22 protein-coding genes and 2 tRNA genes are annotated in these 25,222 nt (G+C 42.7%); 6 read left to right on the forward strand and 18 right to left on the reverse strand.

Annotated elements, in window-relative coordinates; genetic code table 11:
* The 4 genes from J7J62_02670 to J7J62_02685 all read right to left on the reverse strand — a co-directional run.
* Window positions 1-1,177, reverse strand: a 1,177-nt coding sequence (locus J7J62_02670) for a DUF814 domain-containing protein (protein ID MCD6124058.1), incomplete at its 3' end; no start/stop codon positions are given.
* Window positions 1,170-1,649 (reverse strand): hypothetical protein, encoded by a 480-nt coding sequence (locus J7J62_02675; protein ID MCD6124059.1) that lies wholly within the window; start codon window positions 1,647-1,649, stop codon window positions 1,170-1,172. The genes J7J62_02670 and J7J62_02675, both read right to left, overlap by 8 nt.
* 74 nt (window positions 1,650-1,723) lie before the next feature.
* Entirely contained in the window at window positions 1,724-3,268 is a 1,545-nt protein-coding gene (locus J7J62_02680) for a BamA/TamA family outer membrane protein (protein ID MCD6124060.1), read from the reverse strand.
* Complete coding sequence (locus J7J62_02685; protein MCD6124061.1) at window positions 3,265-3,969, reverse strand: laccase domain-containing protein; 705 nt, start codon at window positions 3,967-3,969, stop codon at window positions 3,265-3,267. The genes J7J62_02680 and J7J62_02685 overlap by 4 nt, the downstream gene beginning before the upstream one ends.
* A gap of 133 nt (window positions 3,970-4,102) precedes the next feature.
* Here J7J62_02685 and J7J62_02690 point away from each other — a divergent pair, with 133 nt between their 5' ends.
* Window positions 4,103-5,434 carry a T9SS type A sorting domain-containing protein gene (locus tag J7J62_02690; protein MCD6124062.1) on the forward strand — a complete coding sequence of 444 codons (1,332 nt, stop codon included), beginning with the start codon at window positions 4,103-4,105 and terminating at the stop codon, window positions 5,432-5,434.
* A 108-nt stretch (window positions 5,435-5,542) separates the two neighbouring features.
* Here the strand turns inward: J7J62_02690 and J7J62_02695 are convergent, their stop codons facing one another.
* Genes J7J62_02695 through J7J62_02705 form a run of 3 tightly spaced genes read right to left on the reverse strand, consistent with a single transcriptional unit; the run spans window position 5,543 to window position 8,877 of the window.
* A complete protein-coding gene (locus J7J62_02695) occupies window positions 5,543-6,628 on the reverse strand; it encodes a hypothetical protein (protein MCD6124063.1) in 1,086 nt (361 codons plus the stop codon).
* The gene (gene hflX / locus J7J62_02700) at window positions 6,609-7,778 is read right to left on the reverse strand and encodes a GTPase HflX (protein MCD6124064.1); all 1,170 of its coding nucleotides are present in this window, start codon (window positions 7,776-7,778) and stop codon (window positions 6,609-6,611) included. The genes J7J62_02695 and hflX overlap by 20 nt, the downstream gene beginning before the upstream one ends.
* Before the next feature lies 1 nt (window position 7,779).
* On the reverse strand, window positions 7,780-8,877 hold the full coding sequence (locus J7J62_02705; GenBank protein MCD6124065.1) for a tetratricopeptide repeat protein: 1,098 nt from the start codon (window positions 8,875-8,877) through the stop codon (window positions 7,780-7,782).
* A 204-nt stretch (window positions 8,878-9,081) separates the two neighbouring features.
* Here J7J62_02705 and J7J62_02710 point away from each other — a divergent pair, with 204 nt between their 5' ends.
* From J7J62_02710 to J7J62_02720, 3 genes are read left to right on the forward strand one after another with little or no spacing between them, the layout of a single operon-like run.
* Window positions 9,082-9,795, forward strand: coding sequence for a hypothetical protein (locus J7J62_02710; GenBank protein MCD6124066.1), 714 nt, complete (start codon window positions 9,082-9,084; stop codon window positions 9,793-9,795).
* Window positions 9,792-11,015, forward strand: coding sequence for an ABC transporter permease (locus J7J62_02715; protein MCD6124067.1), 1,224 nt, complete (start codon window positions 9,792-9,794; stop codon window positions 11,013-11,015). The genes J7J62_02710 and J7J62_02715 overlap by 4 nt, the downstream gene beginning before the upstream one ends.
* 8 nt (window positions 11,016-11,023) lie before the next feature.
* On the forward strand, window positions 11,024-11,905 hold the full coding sequence (locus J7J62_02720) for a DUF89 family protein (protein ID MCD6124068.1): 882 nt from the start codon (window positions 11,024-11,026) through the stop codon (window positions 11,903-11,905).
* 22 nt (window positions 11,906-11,927) lie between these two features.
* On the opposite strand, the gene J7J62_02725 is transcribed toward J7J62_02720, so the two are convergent.
* From J7J62_02725 to J7J62_02735, 3 genes are read right to left on the reverse strand one after another with little or no spacing between them, the layout of a single operon-like run.
* On the reverse strand, window positions 11,928-14,888 hold the full coding sequence (locus tag J7J62_02725; GenBank protein MCD6124069.1) for a VWA domain-containing protein: 2,961 nt from the start codon (window positions 14,886-14,888) through the stop codon (window positions 11,928-11,930).
* A gap of 54 nt (window positions 14,889-14,942) precedes the next feature.
* Complete coding sequence (locus tag J7J62_02730) at window positions 14,943-15,785, reverse strand: fumarate hydratase (protein MCD6124070.1); 843 nt, start codon at window positions 15,783-15,785, stop codon at window positions 14,943-14,945.
* Complete coding sequence (locus tag J7J62_02735) at window positions 15,785-16,459, reverse strand: hypothetical protein (GenBank protein MCD6124071.1); 675 nt, start codon at window positions 16,457-16,459, stop codon at window positions 15,785-15,787. Before J7J62_02735 ends, J7J62_02730 begins: the two co-directional genes overlap by 1 nt.
* A 152-nt stretch (window positions 16,460-16,611) precedes the next feature.
* On the opposite strand from J7J62_02735, the gene J7J62_02740 reads away from it, so the two are divergent.
* Both J7J62_02740 and murA read left to right on the forward strand, forming a co-directional pair.
* Entirely contained in the window at window positions 16,612-17,538 is a 927-nt protein-coding gene (locus J7J62_02740; GenBank protein ID MCD6124072.1) for an aspartate carbamoyltransferase catalytic subunit, read from the forward strand.
* Window positions 17,539-17,547: 9 nt separating this feature from the next.
* Window positions 17,548-18,807 (forward strand): UDP-N-acetylglucosamine 1-carboxyvinyltransferase, encoded by a 1,260-nt coding sequence (gene murA, locus J7J62_02745; GenBank protein MCD6124073.1) that lies wholly within the window; start codon window positions 17,548-17,550, stop codon window positions 18,805-18,807.
* A 19-nt stretch (window positions 18,808-18,826) separates the two neighbouring features.
* Here the strand turns inward: murA and J7J62_02750 are convergent, their stop codons facing one another.
* The 8 genes from J7J62_02750 to J7J62_02785 form a co-directional block, all read right to left on the reverse strand.
* Window positions 18,827-19,699 (reverse strand): ATP-binding protein, encoded by an 873-nt coding sequence (locus tag J7J62_02750; protein ID MCD6124074.1) that lies wholly within the window; start codon window positions 19,697-19,699, stop codon window positions 18,827-18,829.
* The gene (locus J7J62_02755) at window positions 19,630-20,637 is read right to left on the reverse strand and encodes an NAD(P)-dependent glycerol-3-phosphate dehydrogenase (GenBank protein ID MCD6124075.1); all 1,008 of its coding nucleotides are present in this window, start codon (window positions 20,635-20,637) and stop codon (window positions 19,630-19,632) included. The genes J7J62_02750 and J7J62_02755 overlap by 70 nt, the downstream gene beginning before the upstream one ends.
* Window positions 20,618-21,484, reverse strand: a complete 867-nt coding sequence (locus J7J62_02760; GenBank protein ID MCD6124076.1) for a tetratricopeptide repeat protein — start codon at window positions 21,482-21,484, stop codon at window positions 20,618-20,620. The genes J7J62_02755 and J7J62_02760 overlap by 20 nt, the downstream gene beginning before the upstream one ends.
* Window positions 21,481-23,268 (reverse strand): OmpA family protein, encoded by a 1,788-nt coding sequence (locus J7J62_02765; GenBank protein MCD6124077.1) that lies wholly within the window; start codon window positions 23,266-23,268, stop codon window positions 21,481-21,483. Before J7J62_02765 ends, J7J62_02760 begins: the two co-directional genes overlap by 4 nt.
* 12 nt (window positions 23,269-23,280) lie before the next feature.
* On the reverse strand, window positions 23,281-24,309 hold the full coding sequence (locus J7J62_02770) for a M42 family metallopeptidase (GenBank protein ID MCD6124078.1): 1,029 nt from the start codon (window positions 24,307-24,309) through the stop codon (window positions 23,281-23,283).
* A 54-nt stretch (window positions 24,310-24,363) separates the two neighbouring features.
* A tRNA-Ser gene (locus J7J62_02775) sits at window positions 24,364-24,453 on the reverse strand.
* A gap of 15 nt (window positions 24,454-24,468) precedes the next feature.
* Window positions 24,469-24,561 (reverse strand) — tRNA-Ser (locus J7J62_02780).
* 63 nt (window positions 24,562-24,624) lie between these two features.
* A partial coding sequence (locus J7J62_02785) for a hypothetical protein (protein MCD6124079.1) occupies window positions 24,625-25,222 on the reverse strand: 598 nt, incomplete at its 5' end.

Raw genomic sequence — 25,222 nt, forward strand, 5'->3', positions numbered from 1 at the left:
AAAATGCTGCTAATGATGCTGCCTCAAGTATCGTGTTCTGTGAAGGTTTTCTGCCGGAAGTTTTTATTACCACATGTGCACCTTTTACGCTCTCGGCGTGAAGCCAGATATCATCCTTTGTGGCTACCGAAAATGTTAATTTATTGTTGGCTTCCTTCGAGCGGCCCACGAGTATTTCGAACCCATCGCTGCTAATGAACCGTTTTATACCTGCCCCGTAGGATTTGGCTTTTACCCTTAGTTTATCCTGAATTGGCTCTCCCAGAACATCCGATGGATTTATCCCCAATTTTTCAGCTATAAGGTCAACTGAAGACATTTTTTCAAGCGCTTTTAATTCGCGTTCTTTGAGTAGTAGTTCCCTGTATCGCTTTACTATTTGTTTTCTTCCCCTTTCGGCTCTGCGCGCCTTTGAGTAAAGTTTTTCCGCGAACTTTACGGGTGGTATTCCAGGGTCAAGTTTTATATTAACTTCTTCTCCTTTATAGGGGTCAAAAACAGTTGCCTCGCTCGTTTTCGGAGGTATTCGGTGAAGGTTTGCCATTATTACATCAGCCAATCTGCGCAATTTTGCTGGTTCTCCGAGCGAGTAGTAGTCCTCTCGAATTTTTGATAATGTTCGTCTAATGCTTTTTAAGCGTTTTTTGAGCGTTTTTCTTACCGTTCTCTCGAGAGTTTCCTGAAAGCTTTTGTGAAATTCTTTTGTTCCTACTGCTGCGAACTCGTATAGCAGGCTTTGCGACAACGGTTCAATTTCTTTCCGCTCATTTTGGGTAAGGATTTTTAGAATCTTTTCCGCCTCAACTATTTTGGCAGACCAGATGACAGAATAATCTTTTGTTAGGACAACTATATTGCCACCGTTTTTCAGAATTATAATCAATAGTCTCTCTTCGTATTCCTTGCTCATTGATACGGAAATGAATTCTCCCTGAACGAACACATCCTTTATAGTGAATCCGTTTACAGGCGATGCCCACATTGTCTTAACTTTCGGGAGCTGTCCACATATGAAAATCCCTTTTTTCGACAGATAAAGTAGCCCAAGTTTGCCGTAAAATCTATGATGGATATTTATCCAGCCGCCAAACGGGTATTTGTACCCTAATTTGAACTTTGCGCCTGTTAGGGCTTTTAGCGCACAGGCTAATTTTTCTTGATTGGATGTATCAGGCATTGGACTCGAAATATTTTCGAAGACGATTTATGGTGCGCTTCGAGAGATTTTGTACGGAGTTTATTCGTCCGTCAAGCACCATCTCACGGAGCTTTTTCATTGAGTCTACGCCAGCTTTTACTAAAGTCGCGACAGAGCTTGGTGAGATAGGAAGTTTTATAATCATTTCCCTTATATTTTCTGGTATTTTTGCTCGCACTTCCTCGAGTTTCCTTAATTTTCCCGTTTCGAGTATTTCCCGTGTCTTTTTCTCAACGACCTCGCCGACATTGGGCAGCTTGGTTAGCTCTCCTTTTTCGAGCAGTTCTCGGATTGATTTGCCTGAACTTTCTATGGATTTGACAGCGCGCCTGTAGGCCAAAACTTTGAATCTGTTTTCGCCGAGGTATTCGAGCAAGTCCGCGAGTTCAAGAAATATGCTTCTTACGAGTTCGTCTTCCGTTAACTCTTCTTTTTTTGTTTTTACACCCATCTGAACTCCTCAATTTTTAATTCGTCTATATTCTATTGATAATCTTTTGTTTTTCAAAAATAATTTAAATTTTTTCACATCTCCAACCTCATTCCTATATGGACTAATCCCTCGTCGAGTGCCCTGCCCTCGCTGATTCCGTATATTATGGATATCGCGGCGGGTGGATTTTTGTATTCCACACCTGCTCCATAGCTTTTCGGTTTATGCCAGCCGTAAAGATCGAGGTACGCGCCGAAGTCAAAGAACAAAAGCGCTGCCCATGTGCTGCCAATAAAAATTCTTGGCTCAAAAGATATTACCCCAACTTTGGAACCGTAAAATTGATTTTCTCTGAACCCTCGGAGATTTCTCCAGCCACCCAATGGATACCAGCAGCTTTTATCTGGAAATCGTGGCGATAAGTAGCCTTTAATATTTGCGCGAACCCATAGTGAAAATTTTTTGTATGTTTTTACGAAAAGCTCATTAGTATTGGCGCTTACTGCTAATCGCGTTTTCCCTTCATCTATATCTTCGAGCTTGGTAGCCATTATGCCAGCTCTTACGATAAACCCATGCTTCGGGAAAATAGGGTCGTCAATCGTTGACATGTTGGCGCTGAATTCTCCCCCGAAAAGTTTTGTTCCACCATGTGGGTTCTGCTTATCGTAGTTTCTGCCCATTTTAACGCCTGCGTACCCGCTTAGCTCAAATGTTAAGGGGAATTCAAATCCTAAAGCGTAATTTTGCCTTATGTAGTTGGCGAGTTCGATGTTGACATTTACCTGTGGTGATATGTTTAGATTACCAATGAAGGGTTCCATAAAGAAGAAATAGAATGTTACTTGATCTTTTCTGTGCGAGGCGAGCAAGTTTACCTTTCTTCCTGTGCCGAAGAGATTTTTGGAGATAAATTGTATTTCACCTGAGACATCTTTTCCATTCGTGCCAAGCATTCCCTGAAAAGAGTTTGCCGCTATATCTTTTCCTCGGACGACGAGCGCAAAGTCACCGTTCTGGTCTATGGCTGGGTATGGTGGCATCGAAAGTGCTATTATGCCTGCACGGCGTAATCTTTGTGTTCCGCGGTCGATGTGCTTTTGGGAGTATTTCATGCCCGGGAGGAAAAGCATGAGGTGTTTTAAAACTTCTTTTTTGGTTCTGCCCTCAATCCGCGAGTCGAGGTATTTAAGGATTACCTGTATTCCCGGGTTGATGATTATGTCAAGGTCCACGAGTATTGCTGAATCGGTTTCGTCGATTTTTGCGAGAGCAGTTGAACACGAAGCGAATGGATAGCCATTGTTTTTCAATTCGTTAACGATTTCACTTTCAAGGCAGATGATTTCATTGGTGGCAAGAATTTTGCTGGTTTTAGGGGGATTGATTTTTTTCAGAAAGTTCTTCACGCTATCTGGACACACAAATTTAACGCTCTTAAGTATTGCCGGTTTTCCCAGCGTGACGAATGCCGTGTCACCGTGGATAGAATCGACCCTTGCATGCCAATATCCTTTTTCCCATAGGTCTTGTGGGAGAGAATCGACGGGGATGTTCGAAAGCTTTTTGGGGACCCCCGCGATATATGCGTTGAGGATGGCATTTATAATAAGAATTTTTAGGAGAATTCTGATCATTTTTGGGTGTCCTGTTTGATCCAAGCTATGCAAATTGTTCTTCCGCACGATTTGCCGTCGCGTCTATAAGAGCTTAACCACGGAGTGGAGTAAGTTGAGTAAGGGAAGGTTCCAGCAATTTTTATCCCGAGCTTTTGGAGTCGCAATTTTATTTCGCCTTTAATGTCGAAGTGAACCTTTCCGTTTATTACTTTGGCGGAACGAGGAAACCAGTGAAGGAATTCATCGCCGACCTCGTAGTTCTCTTCTCCTATTGCTGGTCCTATGTATGAGATTAAGTTTTTGGGTGCATAGCCCATTAGCACGAGTTTTTCAACCGCTGTTTCCAGGATACCGCGCATTATTCCGCGCCAGCCTGCATGAAGAAGCGCTATGACTTTTCCAGAAAGTTCGAAAATAAGGACGGGTGCGCAGTCTGCGACGCGAACCACCAGCGCTAAATTAGGTATGGTGGTTATAAGACCATCGCCAGGAAGAAAGTTTATTCGATTTATGTCGACTTCGTGGGTTATTGTGTGAACTACAGGTGAATGTATCTGCAGCAGTGTTACCATTCGCGAGGGTAGCTTATGAGCCTCCAATGGTATCAAGTTTTTGGGAATTTTTGATGGTAGTTCGCCGTTGATGCTTATTAAGAAACTAATCCGATTAAAATTTGATAGCGGTCGTGGTTGAATGTATTTAGTGAAGCTTATTTCCATTTGTTAAATAAAATAGATTCGATTATCTTATTTTCAAATCATTATGGGTAAAATTTTGTGGAAAAATATGTAAACCAAATCGGTAAACTATTATCTTTATAAGTAGGAAACCGAAAGAGAAAGGAGGTATGAGATGCGTAGGAAATTGTTAGTAGTGGGTACTTTGGGATTGCTATTACTGGGCATGGCATTCTCGCAGAGTTGGCCGCATCATCGACCAGATTCGACCACTATTGTTTGTTTCAGGTTAATCCATGCGTACATGGGTTGGGTGAGGACGCATGCTGACTCCACTTGGACGCGCGATACTTTGTTGGCTTATTGGACCGATTTCCGTGATTCTGTGGACACATCGTATTCAGGACCAGACTACTGTGATACCATATTTACTCGATGGGTAAGATGGACTCCGCCCCATAGACCACCTCATCGTCCGCCGCACAGGCCGCCTCACAGGCCGGATTCGACCACTATTGTTTGTTTCAGGTTAATCCATGCGTACATGGGTTGGGTGAGGACGCATGCTGACTCCACTTGGACGCGCGATACTTTGTTGGCTTATTGGACCGATTTCCGTGATTCTGTGGACACATCGTATTCAGGACCAGACTACTGTGATACCATATTTACTCGATGGGTAAGATGGACTCCGCCCCATAGACCACCTCATCGTCCGCCGCACAGGCCGCCTCACAGGCCACCCCACAGACCGGATTCAGCCACCGTGGTTTGTTTCAGGCTTATCCGTGCTTATATGGGTTGGGTAAGAACGCATGCTGACTCGACATGGAACCGTGATACGGTGATTGCACATTGGACCGACTTTCGTGATTCTGTGGACACATCGTATTCAGGACCTGACCATTGCGACACTATTTTCACGAGGTGGATTACTTGGCATCGTCCGCCTCACAGACCACCTCACTGGCCACCACGAAGACCTCGTTGTCCTCATTGCAGATGCTTGAGGCTTATCGGCAGATACATGCACTGGGTACGCTTTCACAGGGATTCCACCTGGACTTTGGATAGCCTCGAGCATTATTGGACCGTTTTCAGGAGCCGAATCGACAGCACTTATACCCCTGGAGATAGATGCGATAGTCTGTTCGCGAGGTTTATAGCGCGCCTGAGGTCGAGAAGAGACACTACCGGCGATGGTGGCGGGTTCTTCTACAGTGGTATTTCAGATAGCAAGCTTAAACCTGAGTTTAGTGTCACAGCCTATCCGAATCCGTTCAACTCCGCGGTTAATGTTAGCCTCTATCTGCCCGAAACATCGCCTGTTGTAGCAGAGGTTTACGACATACGCGGCGAGAAAGTGTACACGCTGGCTAATTCTACACTGGCTGCCGGAACATATCAGTTGACCTGGAGACCTGAGAATGCGCCGGCTGGAATGTATATTATAAAAGTCAGAACTGATTTCGGAGAAACGACGCGAGTGGTTCATTACACCAAGTGACGAGTCTTGGGAGATGAAATTTTTCCGGGGAGCCCAAATGGGCTCCCTTTTTATTTTGAGGTTTTTATCTGTTTTGAATTTAGGGAAGATTTTACCATTCCAAGTAAGCTACATTCCGCTTTGGGCAGCTACCATTGTAAACTTTACGGCTTCGACCGCCGATTGTAGAGTTGATGAGAAGTACATTCTGTCTTTATGAATCTCGAGCCAACCGTTTTCCATAGGCATTATGAATGGTGGAGTTACCTCGGTAGTTATAGGAAAGAACACATCGTTTTCCATGTCGTAGGCTGCGCTTATGTATGGCGTTCGAATGAAAAGCATGCCTCGTTGCATTGAAAGGCCAGCCCAGAGGTCAAGTATTATTGCATTATTACTTTTTATTTTGATGTTTGATTTGGCGGTGGAGAGTTCTATGTTAATTCTTCTGCTTTCCCGCCACTTGCCATTTTGAATTAGCGGTGTTAGCTCAAGATATCTGTGGGCATATCTGGGGGCTTCCACGGCATAAAAAGCTTTTTCCCTTCTTTTCTTTGCTACTCTGACACTTTGTATTTTCTGGGATAATGCGTCAACTATGTCAACGAGCGCATCGAGGGATATTCTAACGAGTTCCGATTGTAGCGTTAGATACATGAATTCGCCCCATTTTTCGACACCGTAGCAGTAATCGGGCACATAAGGTTTTAATGATATTGCAAACCATAGCCCCTGAACAGGATAACCAGCCAGTATTCCTCTCTCATGGTCGTTTGCGAGAACAACAAGATCGTCAGCGAGTTCAACATCTCTTAAGGTTACTTCACCGATGTATCCACGAATTTTTAGCTTTATTCTCGTGGCGTCATCGACTCGTCCAGTGGAGCGGGTTACCAGCGCCCATCTGAGAGAATTGTCGCCCCTTTGGGCAGCTACAGCGTAAAATTGATTTACCATTACTGTATCGACGACATAGCGTCTCGAATCGAGCACCCAGACCTTGAGGGGAGCCTGAAGCTCAAGCTTGTCCCATGCCTGCAAAGTAATAAGAGCGAGTTCTTCGCTCGGAAAGTAACCTATAATGTGTTTGCTCCTTATTCTGCTTATTAATTTGGGAACACTTTGCCCTTTAAGAACCACCAGCGACGCCGCTGGAAGATATGCGGGTATGCGATACGAGTATATGTCGATAACTTCATCGAGCATTTTTTTCACCAATCCTCGCGAATATGTATTCTTTAAGAGCGTCTATGCCTGTGCCCGTTAAAGCCGATACGAACATAGCAGTAGGATACTTTCTTCTTAACCAAGATAACTCATCGGGGGTTAAAAGGTCAACCTTATTCATTACAAGCAGCCTTTGGTTTTCGTCTGGTGCTGATATTTCATCGAGAACCTGATTAACGACCTTTATGTGTTCGTCCACAGCTTCGTGGCTGGCATCGGCGATTATCAGAAGGAGGTCTGCTTCACGGGTTTCGGCCAATGTGCTCTTGAACGATTCTATGAGATGGTGCGGAATTTTCTGGATAAAGCCTACTGTATCGGTTATAAGAGCCACTTTTTCACCATCGGAAATTCTTCTCGTGAGTGCATCGAGGGTTGAGAAGAGCTTGTTAGCCACATAGGACCTTGCACCAGCAAGTCTGTTGAGAAGCGATGTTTTACCTGAGTTAGTGTATCCAACTATTGATATTCGGAAAAGTTTTGTTCGCCTTTTCCTTTGTATTCGTCTTTCTATTTCGACCTTTTTAAGCTTCTGGCGCAAAATTGATATTTGTTTTCTTATGGTTCTTCGGTCCATCTCGAGTTGTTTTTCACCCGGGCCTCTGACTCCTATGGTTCCGTATTGCCTTTCGAGGTGTCGCCACATACCAGAAAGCCTTGGGAGGAGATATTCGAGCTGAGCCAGTTTAACCTGAATTTTCGCCTCGGGTGTCCGCGCGTGAGTGGCGAAGATATCAAGTATTAAAGCACTTCGATCGAGTATTTTTATGTGGTCACCGAAAATCCGCTGAAGGTTGCGAAGTTGACCGGGTTTAAGTTCGTTATCGAATATTACTGTTGATGTTTTGGTTTTTGCCAGCAGGTCTCGAAGAAATCTTGCTTTACCCTCTCCTATAAGATATGCGGGGTCGGGCTTTTTCCGCTTCTGGATTACTGTTCCCACCACGACTCCACCTGCCGTTCTGGTGAGAAGCGCCAGCTCCTGGAGGTCCGACTTTAGCTTTGATTCGTCGTCTTCGGGCAGGACGAGCCGCACGAGAACTACTTTCTCCAGTTTCTCCTTAACAGAATCTTTGTCCACCGGTTCTGCCCACTGGAGCGTGCCTATTTTTTGTTCTCTTTTATTAACTGCTGTCATTTTATTTCCATAGTTTAAGCTTTTTAATAAGTTCGTCAGCTTTTTCTTTTTCGCCGGCGGAGAGCGCTTTAAAAATTTGATCGGCTATTTTGGCTTTTTTCGTTTTCTTTTGTGCTCCCCATGTTATGGAAAGTATTTCCCACGCGTCTTTGTTGTCTCTTTGCTTTTCGAGGAGGTTTATTAATTCTCGTTCCGCATCTTGATATTTTTTGGCATAGAAAAGACATAATATGTAGTTCATCTTGGCATCGAGATTGTCAGGTTGAAGCTCGAGAACCTTTTTGAAGTAATTCATCGCCTCGTCGAAATTCTCGAGATTGTAGTAGATAACGCCTATGTCGAAAAGGATTTTTGGATTATCTGGTTGAAGTTGGGTTGCTTTTTTAAGATGCTCGAGGGATTTGCTTGTGTCGTTTTTATGACGATAGATATCTGCAGCAAGTAAGTTTAGCTCGGCACTTTTGGATTCCGCCAGAAATGGCTTAATTACTTTTAGTGCTGAATCTGCAAGACCCTTCTCAAGCAGGAATCCACCATAAATACGAGCGTTTTCCTCATCTTTAGGATTTAGTTCGTATGCGTGTTTGTATGCTTCAAGGCGTTTCTCGGAATAATATTTGACACTGTCCTCGAGTCCTTTATCCGATAGCACAACCATTTTTTCCTGATAAAGAAATCCAAGGTTTTTCCATGCGTCGATGTTTTTGTCGTCCACCTTGATAGCCAGAATTGTCCAGTTTATTGCGTTATCGAGGTCTTTTTTCTTATAGGCCTTTATTCCCTTTTTTAACGACTCAGCGCTTTTACCCATGCGCCATTTTCTTATTTCCTCCTTGTATGATGTGTCCAATTCTTCGGCTTTTTTGAACATTGCGATCATCTGTTCCAAGCTGTCCATATCGCCGTAAATCTGGCCAGCAAGAAAATAAGCCTCAGCGTTGGTAGGATTTTTCTTTATTTCGAGCTTCAACTGCTGCAACGCTGCTGGAAAGTCCTTTTGTTGAAGATAGACCTTTGCTGATGTCATTTCAGGGGACTGACAACCGTAAAAGCCAGCCAGAACAACGATAATTGTTAGTGCCAAGATGAGCTTTTTCATTTGTCCTCCTTAGATTATTCTTGCTATTAATAAAATTAGCTTTAACACGGGCAAAAGCAAGATTTTTTAAAGCAACATTGCTGCTTTATTATAAATTAAAGCAAAACTAAATTTTGTTTCCTTGTTCAGTGAATTCGTGTATTTAGAGTTGATTTTGCGGCGCTAACCATTAATCTTTTTAAGCAACTTATTTTGAGGTTTTTTATGCGAAAGGGCATTTCAGCTAAACTACAAATTTTTATTGCGATAATTCTCGTTCTGGGTTTGCTTGGCGGGCTCGCGATTGTAATGCGACTCCTTTTCACAAGCCTTCCAAAAGCCAATGTTAAAACACCACCAGTAAGGGAAGAAACCTTAATGGTAGCCACAGGTGGAGAGATGGCGGAGAGACCTAAGGTGGGTGTTTTGCCAGTTTGCGGAGGAGCTGCTGCAGAATCCGCAGCTGAAAGAATTATCGAATCGCTTGGGGTGGCAATCCCGAGTTCTCTCGGCTCGACATACGCTGTTGTTGAATCTACCGCCACGACGGTAACACTCATTGACACGGCGCGGTTGCGTGAGCTCGAGGAAAAGCGGCTTGAATTCGAGATAGATTCCATACGGAGTTTTTATGAGTCACGAAGGAAGGCGCTAATAGAAAGGGCGATAAGTTTTCTTGAGCGTTCGCAGACGATTCAACTTGCTATTGGTATGGCTAAAGCCTATGAGGACCTCGCTTCTAAAATTGAGGCGGATGTGGAGAAATTTCCCGAACCAAAAACGGATGCTCAGGGGAGATTGTGGGATGCGCAAAAGGAAGAGCTGAGAAAAACAGCGAAACTTGCTCGTGATATTGCGCTTATCATAAGGCAGACGAAAGGGGAAAAGCGCAGGATGAGACAAGCCGCAGAGAATCTCAAGTCGAGGTTGGAGCGATGAAGTTCGAGACTTTTATAGCATGGCGGTACATGACTGCCAAGCACAGGAACAGGTACATCAATGTTACAACCATTTTTGCCGTCGGCGGGATACTTGTAGGCGTAGCAGCACTTTTAGTGGTTCTTTCCGTTATGAACGGCCTCGAGGATGAGATACGACAGAGGATAATAAATACTACAGCTCACATAACCATATATTCGTACAGGGTTGAGGGAATTGACAGGTGGAAAGAGCGACTTCGAGTTATTCAGGATTATCCTGATGTTATTGCTGCTTCACCTTTTGTGTATGCCAAAGGGGCAATATCTGGTCCAAAGTCCGCTGACGGTGTTCTTATTAGAGGAGTGGTTCCTGAATTGGAGCGAAAAACAACGACTGTCCCAGAGCAAATTAAAGCTGGCGAATTCTTTCTCGGTGATACTGGGATGCCAAAAATTGTGCTTGGTAGATTTCTTGCCGAGCAAATTGGTGCAGGAGTCGGTGATACAGTTACTCTTTTCGTTTTAAGGCGTTCAAAAATTCCTTTTGGCGTTGGTGCGCCTACATCGATGAGATTCGTGGTGAGCGGTATATTCGAGACGGGTTTGTACGATTACGACGCCACATTTTGCTACATTTCTATAAGTGATGGACAAAGGTTGTTCGGAATGGGCAATAGAATATCGGGTTTTCAAGCGAAGGTTAAAGATTGCTACAAGGCGCCTTCCATTGCAAAAAGGCTTGAGGAATATCTCGGACTACCTTTTTATACCATTCCATGGACCGAGGTTAACAAAACCCTGTTTTCATGGATGATGATTGAGAAATGGGCGATGTTTCTCGTTTTAGCGCTAATAATAGTCGTAGCTGCTTTTAATATAATAAGCACACTGATGATGATAGTGATGGAAAAGACCGCTGACATTGGAGTGCTTAAAGCGATAGGCGCCAAAGAAACGTCGATAGTCAAAATATTTTTGATTCAGGGGTTTATAGTGGGTGTTTTAGGGACATCTCTTGGTACTTTATTGGGCGGAGCGATAATATTCGTACAAAACAAATTTCATATCATATCGCTTCCGCCTGAAATATATTCCGTAAGCTCATTGCCAATGCATCCTCGTCTGCTTGATTTTGTCGTGGTCGTGCTGTTTTCGATGTTTTTATCGGTTCTTTCAGCATTTTATCCAGCATGGAAAGCCGCAAAACTTAAACCTGTGGATGCTATTCATTACGGTTGAGGTGAACCATGAAAACATATCCTGAATGCATACCGTGCATGTTTGAGCAACTGCTCCGCTCGGCAAGGTTAGCCGATTTGACAGAAGAGAAAACTTTTGATGTAATAAGGTCGTTCTCAAAAAAGTTAGCTTATTCGTCTTTTTCACTATCGCCACCTGAAATCGCCGTTCAACTTTATAGAGAGATAAAGCGATTAAGCAAAAATGAGGATCCATTTAGAGCTGTTAAGAGGGAAAATATTAATAAGGCTTTAGCATTATTTGACGAAATGCGCAAATTAATAGCTGAGAGTGCTGATAAACTCGATTTTGCATTAAGGGTGGCCGCAGTGGGTAACATAGTTGACTTTGGAGCGCTTAAAAGCTTTGAAATCAGCCAAGAAATGCTTGATAACCTTGAAATCAACAAATCTCATTGGGAAGTTGATGAGCTGCGCGAAAATTTGAGTAAGTCATCGGTTTTGCTTATTGTTGGTGATAATGCTGGTGAGGCGGTTTTCGATAGAGCTCTGATAGAAGCGATAACCCGACTTTATTCGATTCAAAAGGTTTATTACGCGGTAAGGGACGCACCTGTTATAAATGATGTTACCTTTGATGATGCCACTTATGCAGGGGTGAATAACGTAGCGGAAATTATTACCACAGGCTCGGATGTTCCGGGTATTGTTTTGAATGAGTGTTCCGGGCAGTTCGTCGAACTTTTTCGCACTGCTGATGTTATTATTTCGAAAGGACAGGGTAATTTCGAGACCCTGCAGGGCTGCGAGAGGAAAATCTATTTTCTCCTAAAGGTTAAATGTGAGGTTGTTGCAAAAATAACAAACGCAAGAATTGGCGACATATTGCTTTTCTCGAATAAAAAAGCCCCCGCAAAGGGGGGCCTTTAAGCAAAAATTGTTTAATATCACCTTACCTCGGCTTAATTTTCAGGATTCCATCGCCGGATGACAGTATCCAGTATCCTTTTCCGGGAATTATGGAGTCCGGATCAGCAATGAAATATGTTCCTGATGAGCAATCCCATCCATAGACAGCACCGGGGAGTATGAGTCCAGGCGGGTTTGTTTCAAACTTTGCTGTTCGTGCTATTGAGCCTACGAGGTTCCAGCCGCGGTAGATGGGTATCGATATGGAATCTATGGGCACTCCGCCTATGGTGTATGTTCCCGGTGCAGTGGTATAAAGCCAGAATCCGTAGCCGCCTGTGGGGATCGTTATGTTGTAGAATCTCTTCGTTCTTGCGTCATATTGGAACGGTCCTGCAAGGATTTCCTCGAAAGGTTCAGCCCATGATGGTGATGTTATTATTGTCGGCATTGAGAGGAGGTTCCACTGTGAGCAGAACTCTATGGTTCCGAAACCGACATCGGGCTGCGAGTATGTTATGTAAAGCGTTTCGTTGGCGGAGTAGTGGTAGATTGATTCTGCCTTCATATCTATGATGTAGTTGAGGGTTATCAGTCCATCGGGCCATCCTTTCGGGTCCCAGTAAAGTGAGCCGGGCTCCTCGACTGTGACCACGGTCCATGTTTGCGGGATGTCGTATGTGTTTCTGAAGTCCATGCCGAGTCTCGTTATCGCGGGGTGAGCCGGATCGTTTATCGCAAGATATGCTTCGGTTTTGGTTGGTGGTGGGGGAAGTATCAGGAGGTCGATAGCGGGGTCGTATCCGTTGGTTGCGGCGTTTGCGCAGCCTATGGTAAGAGCGGTTTGCTCGAGGTAGCCACCATCTTTTGCGTAGCCGGTGAATATCAGGTGGTGCATCCACTGAACTTGATGCCATCTTAGGAGTATGGTTCCGTCGTCCTTGTAGTATCCGATATATCCTCTGTTCAGGACGGCGTTCCTTATTATCATGGGCGTGAAGGAGCCGCCCACAGCGTCATTTCTTGCTTGAACCAAGAGGTCTATGAACTTTATGTTGTGGGGCATTCTTTCGGTCCCTGCCCCGACTATTCTAAGGATTCCACCCGATGTGTCCCAGCTTACGCTGAAGCCCTGCGCAGCGGTGCCAGTGGTTAATATGTCGTTTATGGTTACCACTGATGGATTGTATGCTATGGTAAGCTCAAAATTGGTTATCCTGAATCTGTAGGGGTCATCGCAGAATAGTGTGTAACGAATGGTGTCGCCGGGGTCGACGATGGTATCGACGAAGTAGAGGTAGAGGTAGTCCACCGTGAAGTTCCAGCAGAACTCGGACTGGTTTGGTCCGCAATACTCAGGTCTGACCCTGTCTGCAGCTATGGCGCATATCTCTATCGTGTCGCCTTTGGTCCAGTTGTAGATGCCCCGCGGAGAGAACCTCAGAACTCCGCCACTGTATGTCACGCCTGGGGAGCCGAGGTAGTGGGTGTCACTTCCATTGACGACGAAACCTACTTTGCTCGGGTCAACGCCCGAGTGGAGGTCGACTATGTTTATCTTTATGCTTTCTGGTGTGCTGCCCAGTATCTCCCAGTCTGCGGGGTAGTTAGCCGAGAACTGGGGTGGGTCGAGGTCAACGCGGAACCAGCTTGAGACGGGTGTGGACAGTGTGCAGCCGCCGAGGTCGTTAGCCTCTATAAGCTTGTAGAAGACTGAATCGCCTGAAGAGAAGAAGTCCACGGGTGGTGTGAATGTTAGCGTGTCGTTCGCGAAAAACATGAGCGTGTCTCCCGGTAGAGCATGGTGGATGCCGTTTACCAACATCTCTATCGTGTTTGCGTCCACGCCCGCATCGTCATCGTATATGCCTATCCTTATCTCTTGAGGGTTGCATGCGCTCCACACGCCAGTTTCGGGCCAGATGTTCTCGGCAACGGTAGGAGTGCACCAGCAGTGGGGTATGTACATGCAACCTGGAGCAGCGACGCTGTAGCTGTCAGCGGAAGCAGAAAGAATAAAGCACCCTTCAGCTCCCGTGCAGCCCGTGATGTAGTCCACCCTCCAGAGGAAGTGAGCTGTGTCTCCGGGTGGAATGTTAAATCTCATCATGGGATTGTCGCCGTAGGTTATGGTTATGCAGGTCCCGGGGTCGAGGAAGGCGTACATTGTGTCTATGGTGTAGGGTGTGTTGTTGGCTACATAGCCCTCTATGGTCTGATAGACTCCGAGATAGTCGACCATTGAACGATAGATGGAGGAGAAGCTTGAGCGAAGGTCGTACCATGAACCACCAGTGCTTTCTGCTATGTTTCTATACCACCAATCCCCATATCCAGTTGGTAGTCGAACGCAGCTAGAGCAGCCGACACGAGGTGTTGTCACAGTGAACAACATAAAACCCTCATCTAAGAGCCTTCTTGCAACTGTATCAGGATTCCAATCAGAATCACAAAGTCTTCTGCAATTGCTGGTGTCCATGCAGAAGCATGCATCCGTAAGAAGAATTATTACTTTCAGTGCTCTCGGTCGCCAATGCATTGAATCGACAGCAGCCATGATAGCGTCCAAGGCCTCTTCGGGTACATCATCTCCACCGCCGGACCTTATTGGCGAGACCCACGCATGGAATGTGTCTACATCTGTTGTTAAATCATAACCGTGAGGGAAGTTAAAGCCATCCCCATAAGTGACTATTCCGAGCGCATAGTCATAACCTGTAGCTTCCATGGTATCAGCGAATTCATTAATGTGCCTTACTGCGGCAGCGATATCATCAAACATGCTGCCAGTTGTGTCAAGCACGAAAACTATGTCCACATTACCTGTGTCCTCAGAACAGTCGATGGTGAGATTAAAACCACCATCAGTAGAAAGCGTAAACGAGTGTTCAATACCTTTTCTGGTGAGTTTTATTCCTGCGATGGAAAGACCATAATTGTTGTTTTGTGCGAATAATGCACCAGAAACAAGCAATACCAAAGCGACAACAAATATCTTCTTCATTTTTACCTCCCTTTATCCCTAATCATAAAATAATATTGTATTTTAGTCTTCATGTCAAATCAATATTTCTTTATGTCTCGCTGCATGGCAGTTAAGATTTACCGCTACTGGGAATGTAGCCACATGAAGAGGATATTGTTCAATAAAGACTTCGAGTGCGGTAGTGGTTCCACCAAGTCCCATTGGACCTATTCCCAATTTGTTTATTTCCTCAAGCAGTTCGATTTCGAGTTGAGCGTAGAATGGGTCTTTGTTCCTCTGTCCTATTTTTCTTAAAAGAGCTTTTTTGGCGAGCCATGCGCATTTTTCAAATGTTCCCCCTACTCCTATGCCAACTATTACCGGTGGACATGGATTTCCGCCTGCCTCATCAACAGTGCGGATAACGAATTTTTTGAATCCTTCGACACCATCTGCTGGTTTCAACATGGCAGTTCTGCTCATGTTCTCGCTACCGCCGCCTTTGGGTGCAACAATTATTCTTATTTTGTCTCCGGGGACTATGTCATACCATATGACAGGTGGGGTATTATCTCCGCTGTTCGGCGAGCGCTTTAAGGGGTCAATCAGTATGCTTTTTCTTAAATATCCTTCTTTATAGCCTTTTGCCACCCCCTCGTATATGGCATTTTTAAGGTCACCTTCTATGCGCACATCCTGACCTATTTCCACGAATACTACTGCGAATCCAGTATCCTGACATATCGGCATCTTTTCCTCAGCGGCGATCTCTTGGTTTTTCAGGATTTGGTCGAGTATTGCCTTTGCAACAGGTGACTCCTCCTTTTCACGCATCTCAATTATTCTTTTCCGAACATCTTCAGGTATGAAGTAGTTCGAATCCATACATAATTTTGCGACAGCTTCTGTTATTTGTTCTGCTTTTATTGTTCTCATCACTTAACCTCCGGGTTCTTTTTGGGGCATTTAAGGAGTTCAGATATCATGGTCTCTATTCCGAGGCAAGCCCTATAAAGGCTCGCTAACGGTGATGTCCCTGGAGTGGAGAATATTCCCGAATTGTCGTCGTAAATAACCTCGTAGGGCTGAACTTTCACGACATCAGCACCGATTTTCTTCAGTATCTCGATCATCTCGGCATCATCACCTATCGTTATTATTGGGCTTATTCTGGTTCTCAGCACGAACGAGACCAAAACTCCACCGTAACCTATAGTAGCTATCGGTTTCTTGTGGGCAAAAACAGAGCCTATAAAATTTCTTACTTCAGGTAGGACCATAGCTTCAACACCATCTTTAAGTATTGAACTGAGGATTTTTATGGGACCTTTCCCTCCTGGGACAATAAGAACATCAATCTCCTTGGCATCAACTTTATCAATGTAGAAAACCTCACCCCTTACCATGAGTTTGGCTTCAGTAAGAAAATCCCTTTCTGGGGCGAGTTTTCGCCGCGGACCCGGAATAAGCTTTTCGACGCTTATTCGCGGAACGATGGGTAACGGCTTGGCTGAGCAGCGCTCCAGCTCTTTGAGGACATAGGCTACATCCCATATCGATGTGCCGTCCTCATAGCCGATTCCAGAAATAAGAATACCACAAACTCTCATAAGTCCTCCGCTATTAATTAATGAGCAATCAGTCCTTTTTCAAAGGAAATTTTTCCGTTACTATTCGGCGAGTTGCGAAAATTTTAAAAACTAATTTGCGGTAAAGTGTATTTTTGTGATATTTTATCCATGAAATTTGAAAGGAGTTTAATATGCCTTTTTCACATAACAGCCTATTTGGCTTAAGGGAGCTTTCGGCTGAGGAAATAACATTTTTGCTGGACGAAGCTAAAGCGTTCAGACAAATTCTTGAGCGAGACATTAAAAAAGTTCCAACGCTAAGGTGGCTCACCGTAGTAAATTTGTTTTACGAGCCATCGACGAGGACAAGAATTTCATTCGAGCTTGCCGAGAAGAGACTTTCAGCAGATGTGGTTAATTTCTCGACATCGACATCGAGCGTCCTTAAGGGTGAGTCGCTTAGGGATACGGTGGCAAACATACTTGCGATGAAGGTGGACATGGTTGTGATAAGGCACAGGAATGTTGGAGCACCCCAATATATAGCCCGCGCTACGAATGTTCCGGTTATTAATGCGGGTGATGGGACTAATGAGCATCCCACTCAAGCACTTCTTGACCTATACACTATAAGGGAGAAATTCGGCTATTTCAGAGGATTAAGAGTTGTTATCCTCGGTGATATTAGGCATTCTCGTGTAGCACGAAGCGATATCTGGGGTCTCACAAAATTGGGAGCTTCGGTGGCTATATGTGCTCCGAAAACTCTTTTGCCGCCATATCCCGATGTTTTTGGTGTAGAGGTTTACACGGATATTAACAAAGCACTTGCCGGGGCAAATGTTGTTTATGTCCTGAGGCTTCAGCTTGAAAGGCAATATTCGGGTTTTGTGCCTTCTCTGCGTGAGTACAGGATGTTTTGGGGACTTACTGCGGATAGGGTTAAACTTCTCGACCCGGAACACATTATAATGCATCCTGGACCAATGAATAGAGGTGTTGAGATTGACCCTGAAGTGGCGTATTCATCGAATGCAGTAATACTGGACCAGGTGACAAATGGAGTTGCAATAAGGATGGCAGTAATATACACTTTAGCGAATAAAATAATAAGCTGAGGTTTTATTATGGATTATTTCGTCATAGAAGGTGGCAGAAGACTTGAGGGTGAGATTAAGGTTTTCGCGGCCAAAAATGCTATATTGCCCATGATGGCTGCAGCTATTCTTGCTGATGGTGAAGTAGTTTTGCGGAACGTTCCGGATATAGCGGATGTTCGCACTATGAGCGAGGTTTTGATTCGTCTTGGTGCTGAGGTTGAATTCGATAGGCGAACTCATTCGCTTTTTATAAACGCTTCACACATAAGCTTTTTTGAGGCGCCATACGACCTTGTCCGTAGGATGAGAGCAAGCTTTCTGGTTCTTGGGCCGCTGCTTGCCAAGTACGGAAAGGCAAGGGTATCCCAGCCTGGAGGATGTGCGATAGGCGCGCGACCAGTCGACCAGCATATTCGCGGCTTTCAGAGGCTTGGTGCGAGAATAACTGATGAGGAGGGTTACACTATAGCTGAAGCGGATAGGCTTAGGGGAACTGTGGTATATTTCGATAGGCCATCGCACACAGGAACGGAAAACATAATGATGGCAGCGGTGTTGGCTGATGGAACAACCGAGATAGTTAACGCATCACAGGAGCCGGAAGTGGTTGATCTTGCCAATATGCTCAATGCTATGGGGGCAAAGATATACGGCGCTGGCACATCGAGGATTGTGATTGAGGGGGTAAGCTCGCTTGGCGGAATTGATTACACACCGTTAGGAGATCGGCTCGAAGCTGGCACTTATCTTTTTGGTGTCATGTCCACCGGCGGAAAAGTGAAGGTTACCGGTGTTGAGCCGAAAAACTTGTGCATAGCACTTTTCAAAATGGGCGAGATGGGCGCAAAGATAACTACCGGAGCGGATTTTATTGAGCTTGAGACTGACACATTTCCCAAACCTGTAAATATTGTTACAGCACCTTTTCCGGGATTTCCAACAGACCTTCAGCCTATGGCTATGGCAGTTCTTACGAGAGCAGCGGGGGTTAGCGTTGTGTGGGAACGAATTTTTGAGAATAGGTTTATTCATGTCATGGAATTGATACGACTCGGTGCGCAAATATCTATATCGGGAGACAAGGCGACTATTATTGGTACCCGCGAGCTTAAGGGGGCAAAGATTATGGCATCCGATATACGAGGTGGTGCTGGATTGCTTATAGCGGGTTTATCAGCGAAGGGGAAAACAACTTTAAGAAGAGTTTACCATATCGACCGCGGATACGAGAGAATAGAGGAGAGGTTTGTCTCTTTGGGAGCACATATAAAGCGCTTATCATATTGATATATATTTGACATATATTTTAAGTTGCTATTGTTATTTCATCGCATTCCCATCTATGTGGTGGTTCAATATTTTTCCATTGCCTTATAATGGCTTCTTCAGGTACGATTCGAGCCCTTTTCCTATTCCTTTTTAGTATAGTTGACAAAGGTGTATCGAAAAATATAATTTTCACCTTGGCATTCGACTTTCTTGCTAAATTTATTATTCCCTTTCTATTTTCCGATTTTATTGATGTCGCGTCCCACACCACAGATTTGCCACTTTGTAGCGCATTTTTTAGTATGGGTATACAGTAATCATATGCGAGACGGCTTTGCAACGGATCCGCTGGGTCAAGAGATAACCATCCTCGTATGGAATCCATGTTTATGACAGTGATGTTTTTATAGAATCGCTTTATGTATGTAGATTTTCCACAGCCAGCTGGTCCAACTGTTATTATAAGTTTTTGTGTGGTTTTGGTTTTGCGGATAATATTTGGTTTAATTTTATTAATTTGTTTATCTTCGATATAATTTTTAAGGGCTTTTATTGATTCATTTATTGTTTCCTTATCCTTGGCAGGTGCATTTAAGAGCAAATAATTCAAAAATTTTACTATAGTGTCAGGTTCTATATCGAAGAATATTTTGTACGTAAATTTTTTTAAGAATATATCAGGTAGCCACCATAAAAGTCTATATAAGGTTACTTTATTTTTTGAAGGAATTTTTATGTTAGCTATAAAATCTTTTATATAAGGAAAATATGATCTTGAAGTGGGCAATTTGTTTAGTGACAATATAGTCAGTGTAAAAATATCTTTTATGTCAAAGTTGCTTACCACTCGCTTTTTAGGGGTCTTGTCATTAGTTCTATAACGCCTTGTTTGGGAGATTTCCCATTCCATATTATCTGATGTACAGTTTTGGTTATAGGCATTTCTATATTAAATTTTTTGGCTAAATATAATGCGCCATATGTGGAGTATATGCCCTCCGCTACTTGTTTCATTGAAGCGATGATATCTTCGGTTTTTTCGCCTTTTCCTATACGCAATCCGAATATATAATTTCTACTTTTTTTGCTTGTGCAAGTTAATATGAGATCACCTACTCCAGCTATTCCGAAGAGGGTTTTTATATTTACATTCATTGCGTTTCCAAGCCTAACTATCTCAGATAAGCCTCTCGTTATAAGCGCAGCGCGTGCATTGTGGCCAAGTTCCATGCCATCACAAATACCAGCAGCAATGGCTATTATATTTTTTAATGCACCCCCGAGTGAAACGCCGGTAGGGTCATCGCTCGTATAGATTCTTAGTGACTCGTTTGAGAACATGTGTTGAATTTTTTTTGCAAAATTATCATTTTTCGACGCTATAACGAGCACTGTTGGTTTTCCAGCAGCTACTTCATCAGCGAAGCTTGGTCCAGACATCACAGATACACTATTTTCGCCAAAATATTCTTTTAGTATGTCATATGGAAATATATTATGTTCTCTTTCTATTCCTTTTGCGAGATTTATATGAAATGCGTTTTTAGGTATATTTGAAATAGTATCTGATATGATTTTTCTAAGATGTTGCGTTGGTACAGCCCAAAGCAAAATTTTTGAGTTTTTTATAATTTCGTTTATATCGTTTGAAGGTGTAACATTCTCGGGAATTATATGATTAGGTAGAAACAATTTATTCATTTTTGTGTTAGTTATGCAATCAAGTGTCTCTCTTTCTCGGACCCAGAGATTGACCCTATATCCTAATCGGGCTATATGGATAGAGATGGCTGTTCCCCAAGCACCGGCACCTATGACGGATATTTTTTCATTGTTCAGAGTTGACATTTTCGAGCATTGCTTTGAACTTTTTGTTATTTCGCAATACATCAAGTTCAGGGTCATTAATAGCCATGGATTTATAGTATGGGTCAAGGTTTATTGCTGTCTTTATTTCTTCTATTGCATTATTTATATTTTCTTTTTTAAGGAGAATTAAACCTTTATAGTAATGAGCAATGCCCAATGATGGATATATATTAAGAGCAGAATCGATAGCTTCTGATGCGTTTTTGTAATCCTTCTTTTTATAGTATGCATAAGCGAGCTGTGTCCATGATATAGGGTCTTTGCAGTGTTTTTTAAGGAATTTTTGACAAGAATATATAGCCGAATCGTACATTTGCATGTGATTCAGTATAATAATTTTGTTTATTTTTGCGCTTATATACTCGCTGTCAATTTTTATTGCAGTGTTTATCGCGCTTAATGCGTCTTTATAACGACCAATCTGATCATAGGCAATTGCCAGTGAATTAAGTAGTTTAGCATCATTTGGTTTACGTGATATAGCATTTTCATAAGCTCTTATAGCGAGTCGAGGGTTATCATGCCTTTGATATAGCTGAGCTAAATATATCCATGGGTCGGGGTCTTCAGGGTCAAGCTTTGCTGCTTTTTGGTAGCATATGATAGCAAGCGAATCCTGTCCTGTTATGTCATAGGCAACTGCTAAATTGAACCATGCAGGTGCAAGTTTTGGGTTTTTGTTTATTACGTCCTGGAAGTATTTAGCAGCCAATTCATATTCGCCCTGTTCCATATATTTAACGCCCTCATTGAATTCCTCAGGAACTTTTGATTGTGCCATTAAAAGTGAGAGGGCAAATAATGTATAGTATATGATATTTTTCATTTTTCCTCCCTTATAAGTATAATTTCAGCCCTTCTATTCATAGCCATTCCTTCTTCCGTTCCATTGTCAGCGATTGGCATTTTTTCTCCCATACCCTCACATATAATTCTTTCCTCCGATATACCGTGAGCCACAAGCCAATTTTTCACAGCCTCAGCTCGCTTTATTGAAAGTTTTTTATTATACGATCTATAACCAACGGAATCAGTGTGTCCAATTATTTTTACCTTAATTTCAGGATATGTATTCAAAATTTGTAGAAGCCCAAGCAATATATTTTCATCTTGAGGTCGTATATCATATTTGTCAAAGTCGAAGTGAATGAGATTTTGCTTAAGCAGTGGTGGGATTTTCTTTTTCTTTAAAACTATGTTGACAGTATATGGGGTGTCAGCAGGGGTGATTCTCAAATCAATATCCATTTTCAAAGGGTCATAACCATCAGCAGTTACAGATAATGAATATACATTATTAGATTGTGTTGGAATGTCAAACAAACCTTTCTTGTCGCTAAACATATTGGCGAGTATAGATTTTGTTTTTTTGTCAAAATATTTTATGTTAGCGATTAATGGATTATTTTTCTCATCTACGACTTTTCCATGCAAGACGAGTTTAAATCTTGGTCTTAAACTTTCGGGGATTGATACATAGAATATATCTGTCCCACCATATGTGCCGTATCCGGAAGAGGAGAAGTATGCATTTCGACCATCAGACTGGATGGTATAGTATGCATCCCAAAATATAGTATTAAGCTCCTTCCCGAGATTTTTAGGCTTTTCCCATTTTGTCCAGCTATCGTTCAATCGTCGGGTAACAAACATATCACCATTGCCAAGATTTGGATGTCCATCCGAAGAAAAATATAATGTGACACCATCACTTGCTAAAAAAGGTGTACCGTCATTACCAGGAGTATTAATATCAGGACCGAGATTTACAGGTGGACCATATGAGCCGTCAGGGTTTCGTTTAAGATAATATAAATCTAAATTGCCATATCCTTCCTTTCTATCCAGCGCAACTATAATCACATTTCCGTCATTAGATATAGTTGCACTTACAAATTTGCTTTTTGTTTTATATCCTTTTATTTTTATATTTTCAGGCTTGGACCACTTTCCATTTATTCTTTTCGAAATCGAAAATCCAGGCGTTTTAGTGCCATCGTCTTTGTATTGTCCCAGAAGAAGCAATGCGTTTCCGTTGTTGAAAATACCAAGAACTCCATCAGAATATTTAGTATTAAGCGTAGTTAAGGGCATTCGTTTAATCCATCTTCCAGTTTTGTCCTTTTTAGAATAATATATGTCCTGATTTTTAGTTTTTATATTTTCTACTATAAAGAACAATTCTTTTCCATCGGATGAGATAACTGGTAATATTTCATTCTGGGGAGAATTGATAGTTTTAGGTAAATGAACTGGTTTATATCCATATTCAGGCCCTATAACTATGTTGTATAAGGATTCCCACCATTCTTTATAGTGTGCATCAATTTCGGATAACTTTTTGTATATTACAGCGGCGGAATCCCATTCTTTTCCGGCAATAAAGCATTTCGCCAGTATAGGAAGCATCTTTAATGAGTCCTCTCTATCGCGTGATTTGGACAAAATATTTCTTAATTCATTTATAGCCTGGTCGTATTTATGATTATGCAAGAGTTTGAGTATATATTTCGGGACTTTTTCGGGAGGCGCGTAATTTTTTATACTTCTTGCAGAGGGCATGCAGTATAATATTGATATTATTAAAAGCATTTTACCAAAAAATTTCATGTTCCTCTCCTATCAAAAAAAATTTGAAGCATTTTCGATTGTTTTTGCTATAAGTTTTATGCCATATATTATATCGGATTTATTAGCTATACTATAAGGAGAATGTATATATCTTACAGGTATTGATATAGCGGTGCTTATAACTCCTTTTTTTGATATTTGCACTTCGCTTGCGTTAGTACCCCCAACTCTTTTAGCGATTATTTGATGAGGTATATCGTATTTTCGTGCAAGTTCGGAAATAAAGTTAACCCAATTTCTATCAGCGATAAACCTACCGTCGGAAAGCCGTATTTCAGGACCTTTTCCCAACAATGCAAGTTTTTTGTGTTCCGGGACGCCTGGAATGTCGTTAGCCACTGTACCCTCAAGTGATATACCTAAATCCGGTTCGACTACGAAGGCGGCCGGTGGAACGCCTCTTATGCCGATCTCCTCTTGAGTTGTAGCAACAAGGTAAAGGTCGCAGCCAATTTTTTCAGCTGATTTTGCGGCCTCAAGCATCATGAATAAACCGATTCTGTCGTCTAATGCCTTTCCTATGATACTGTTCTCTGTCTGGATACATTTTGCGTCGAATGTAACAGGGTCACCGACGCTTATCAGTGAATGGACTTTTTCAGCGGGAAGTCCGGTATCGATGAAGCAGTCCTCGATGGGCACAATTTTGTCTTTTTCGCTCGGATCCTTGCGAGTTAGGTGAGGAGGTGTTGTCCCGACTACACCAGGTACCTTCTCCTTTCCCCATATTATTACACGCTGAGCGTAAAAAACTTTTGGATCGACTCCGCCGAGAGGCACCACCCTTATGAAACCTTTGTCGTCTATGTGACTTACCATGAAACCTATCTCATCCATATGGGCATCAAGCATGAGTTTAGGGCCGTTTCCCTGAATGTGAGCAATAACATTTCCCAGCTTGTCCACTTGGATTTCGTCGGTAAGCTTTCTAAGCTCATGGATGATTATTTTCCTTATTGGTTCTTCATTTCCTGGAAGGGCTGGTGTATCGCTTAGTTCTATTAGAAACTCCCAATTCATGGCTACTCCTAAACTAATTGGTTTTAAATTTCTTGTCCACCATAAAATTAAATTCGGAGGGGGAGGGATTCGAACCCCCGGTCCCGCTTCTGGCGGGACAACGGTTTTCGAGACCGCCCCGTTCGACCGCTCCGGCACCCCTCCATAAAACAAAACCTTCGGAGAGGGAGGGATTTGAACCCTCGGTTCCGGTTTTTGCCGGAACACACGATTTCCAATCGTGCCCCTTAAGCCAGGCTCGGGCACCTCTCCGGAAATAGATAATTATAACGTTAAAGGTCCTTGTCAAGGGCTTTTAAAGGTCTGAAATGTGGTTCAGGATGATATTTCCTCGCTTTTCTCTACCACGATTCCTTGCTCGGCTAACTTGCTATAGAACAATGTTGCGTATACTTCTTTGCCTGGTCTCTTGATTCTTATATAAAGTGGTTTTACATCGAGAATAACCCACCAGCTATCATCATAATATATTTTCTGACCTTCAGCCAATGCTTTTCGTGACATTATTATATATCCAAGTATAAGATTTCTTGCTATAGGTAAGAAGGATAGAATGAAAACAACAAAAAGTAAAATGAATATCGTTAATGATATATATTCCGTGTGTCCTGGTATTATGCTTATATAGCCAAGAGCAAAAAGAATTATAACAACTATTTTTACAAAATTTTTTATTTGTCTAATTGTAGCGAGTTCGATCTTTGATTTTTCCTTTGCTTTTTCGTAATGCGAGGATATAGCATCTACAAGTTTCAATAAGAACTTGCATATTATCCAGAAAATAAGGCCAACAAGAACAAATCCTATAAATTCAAGGATGAATATACCGCCTTTTCGCAATACTGTAAGTGTTATTTCAAATGTCTTTTTGGCGATATTGATAGTTGTTGGGAAGGAGTAAAATATATATAGT

Source organism: bacterium (assembly GCA_021159335.1).
Taxonomy (GTDB): domain Bacteria; phylum UBP14; class UBA6098; order B30-G16; family B30-G16; genus JAGGRZ01.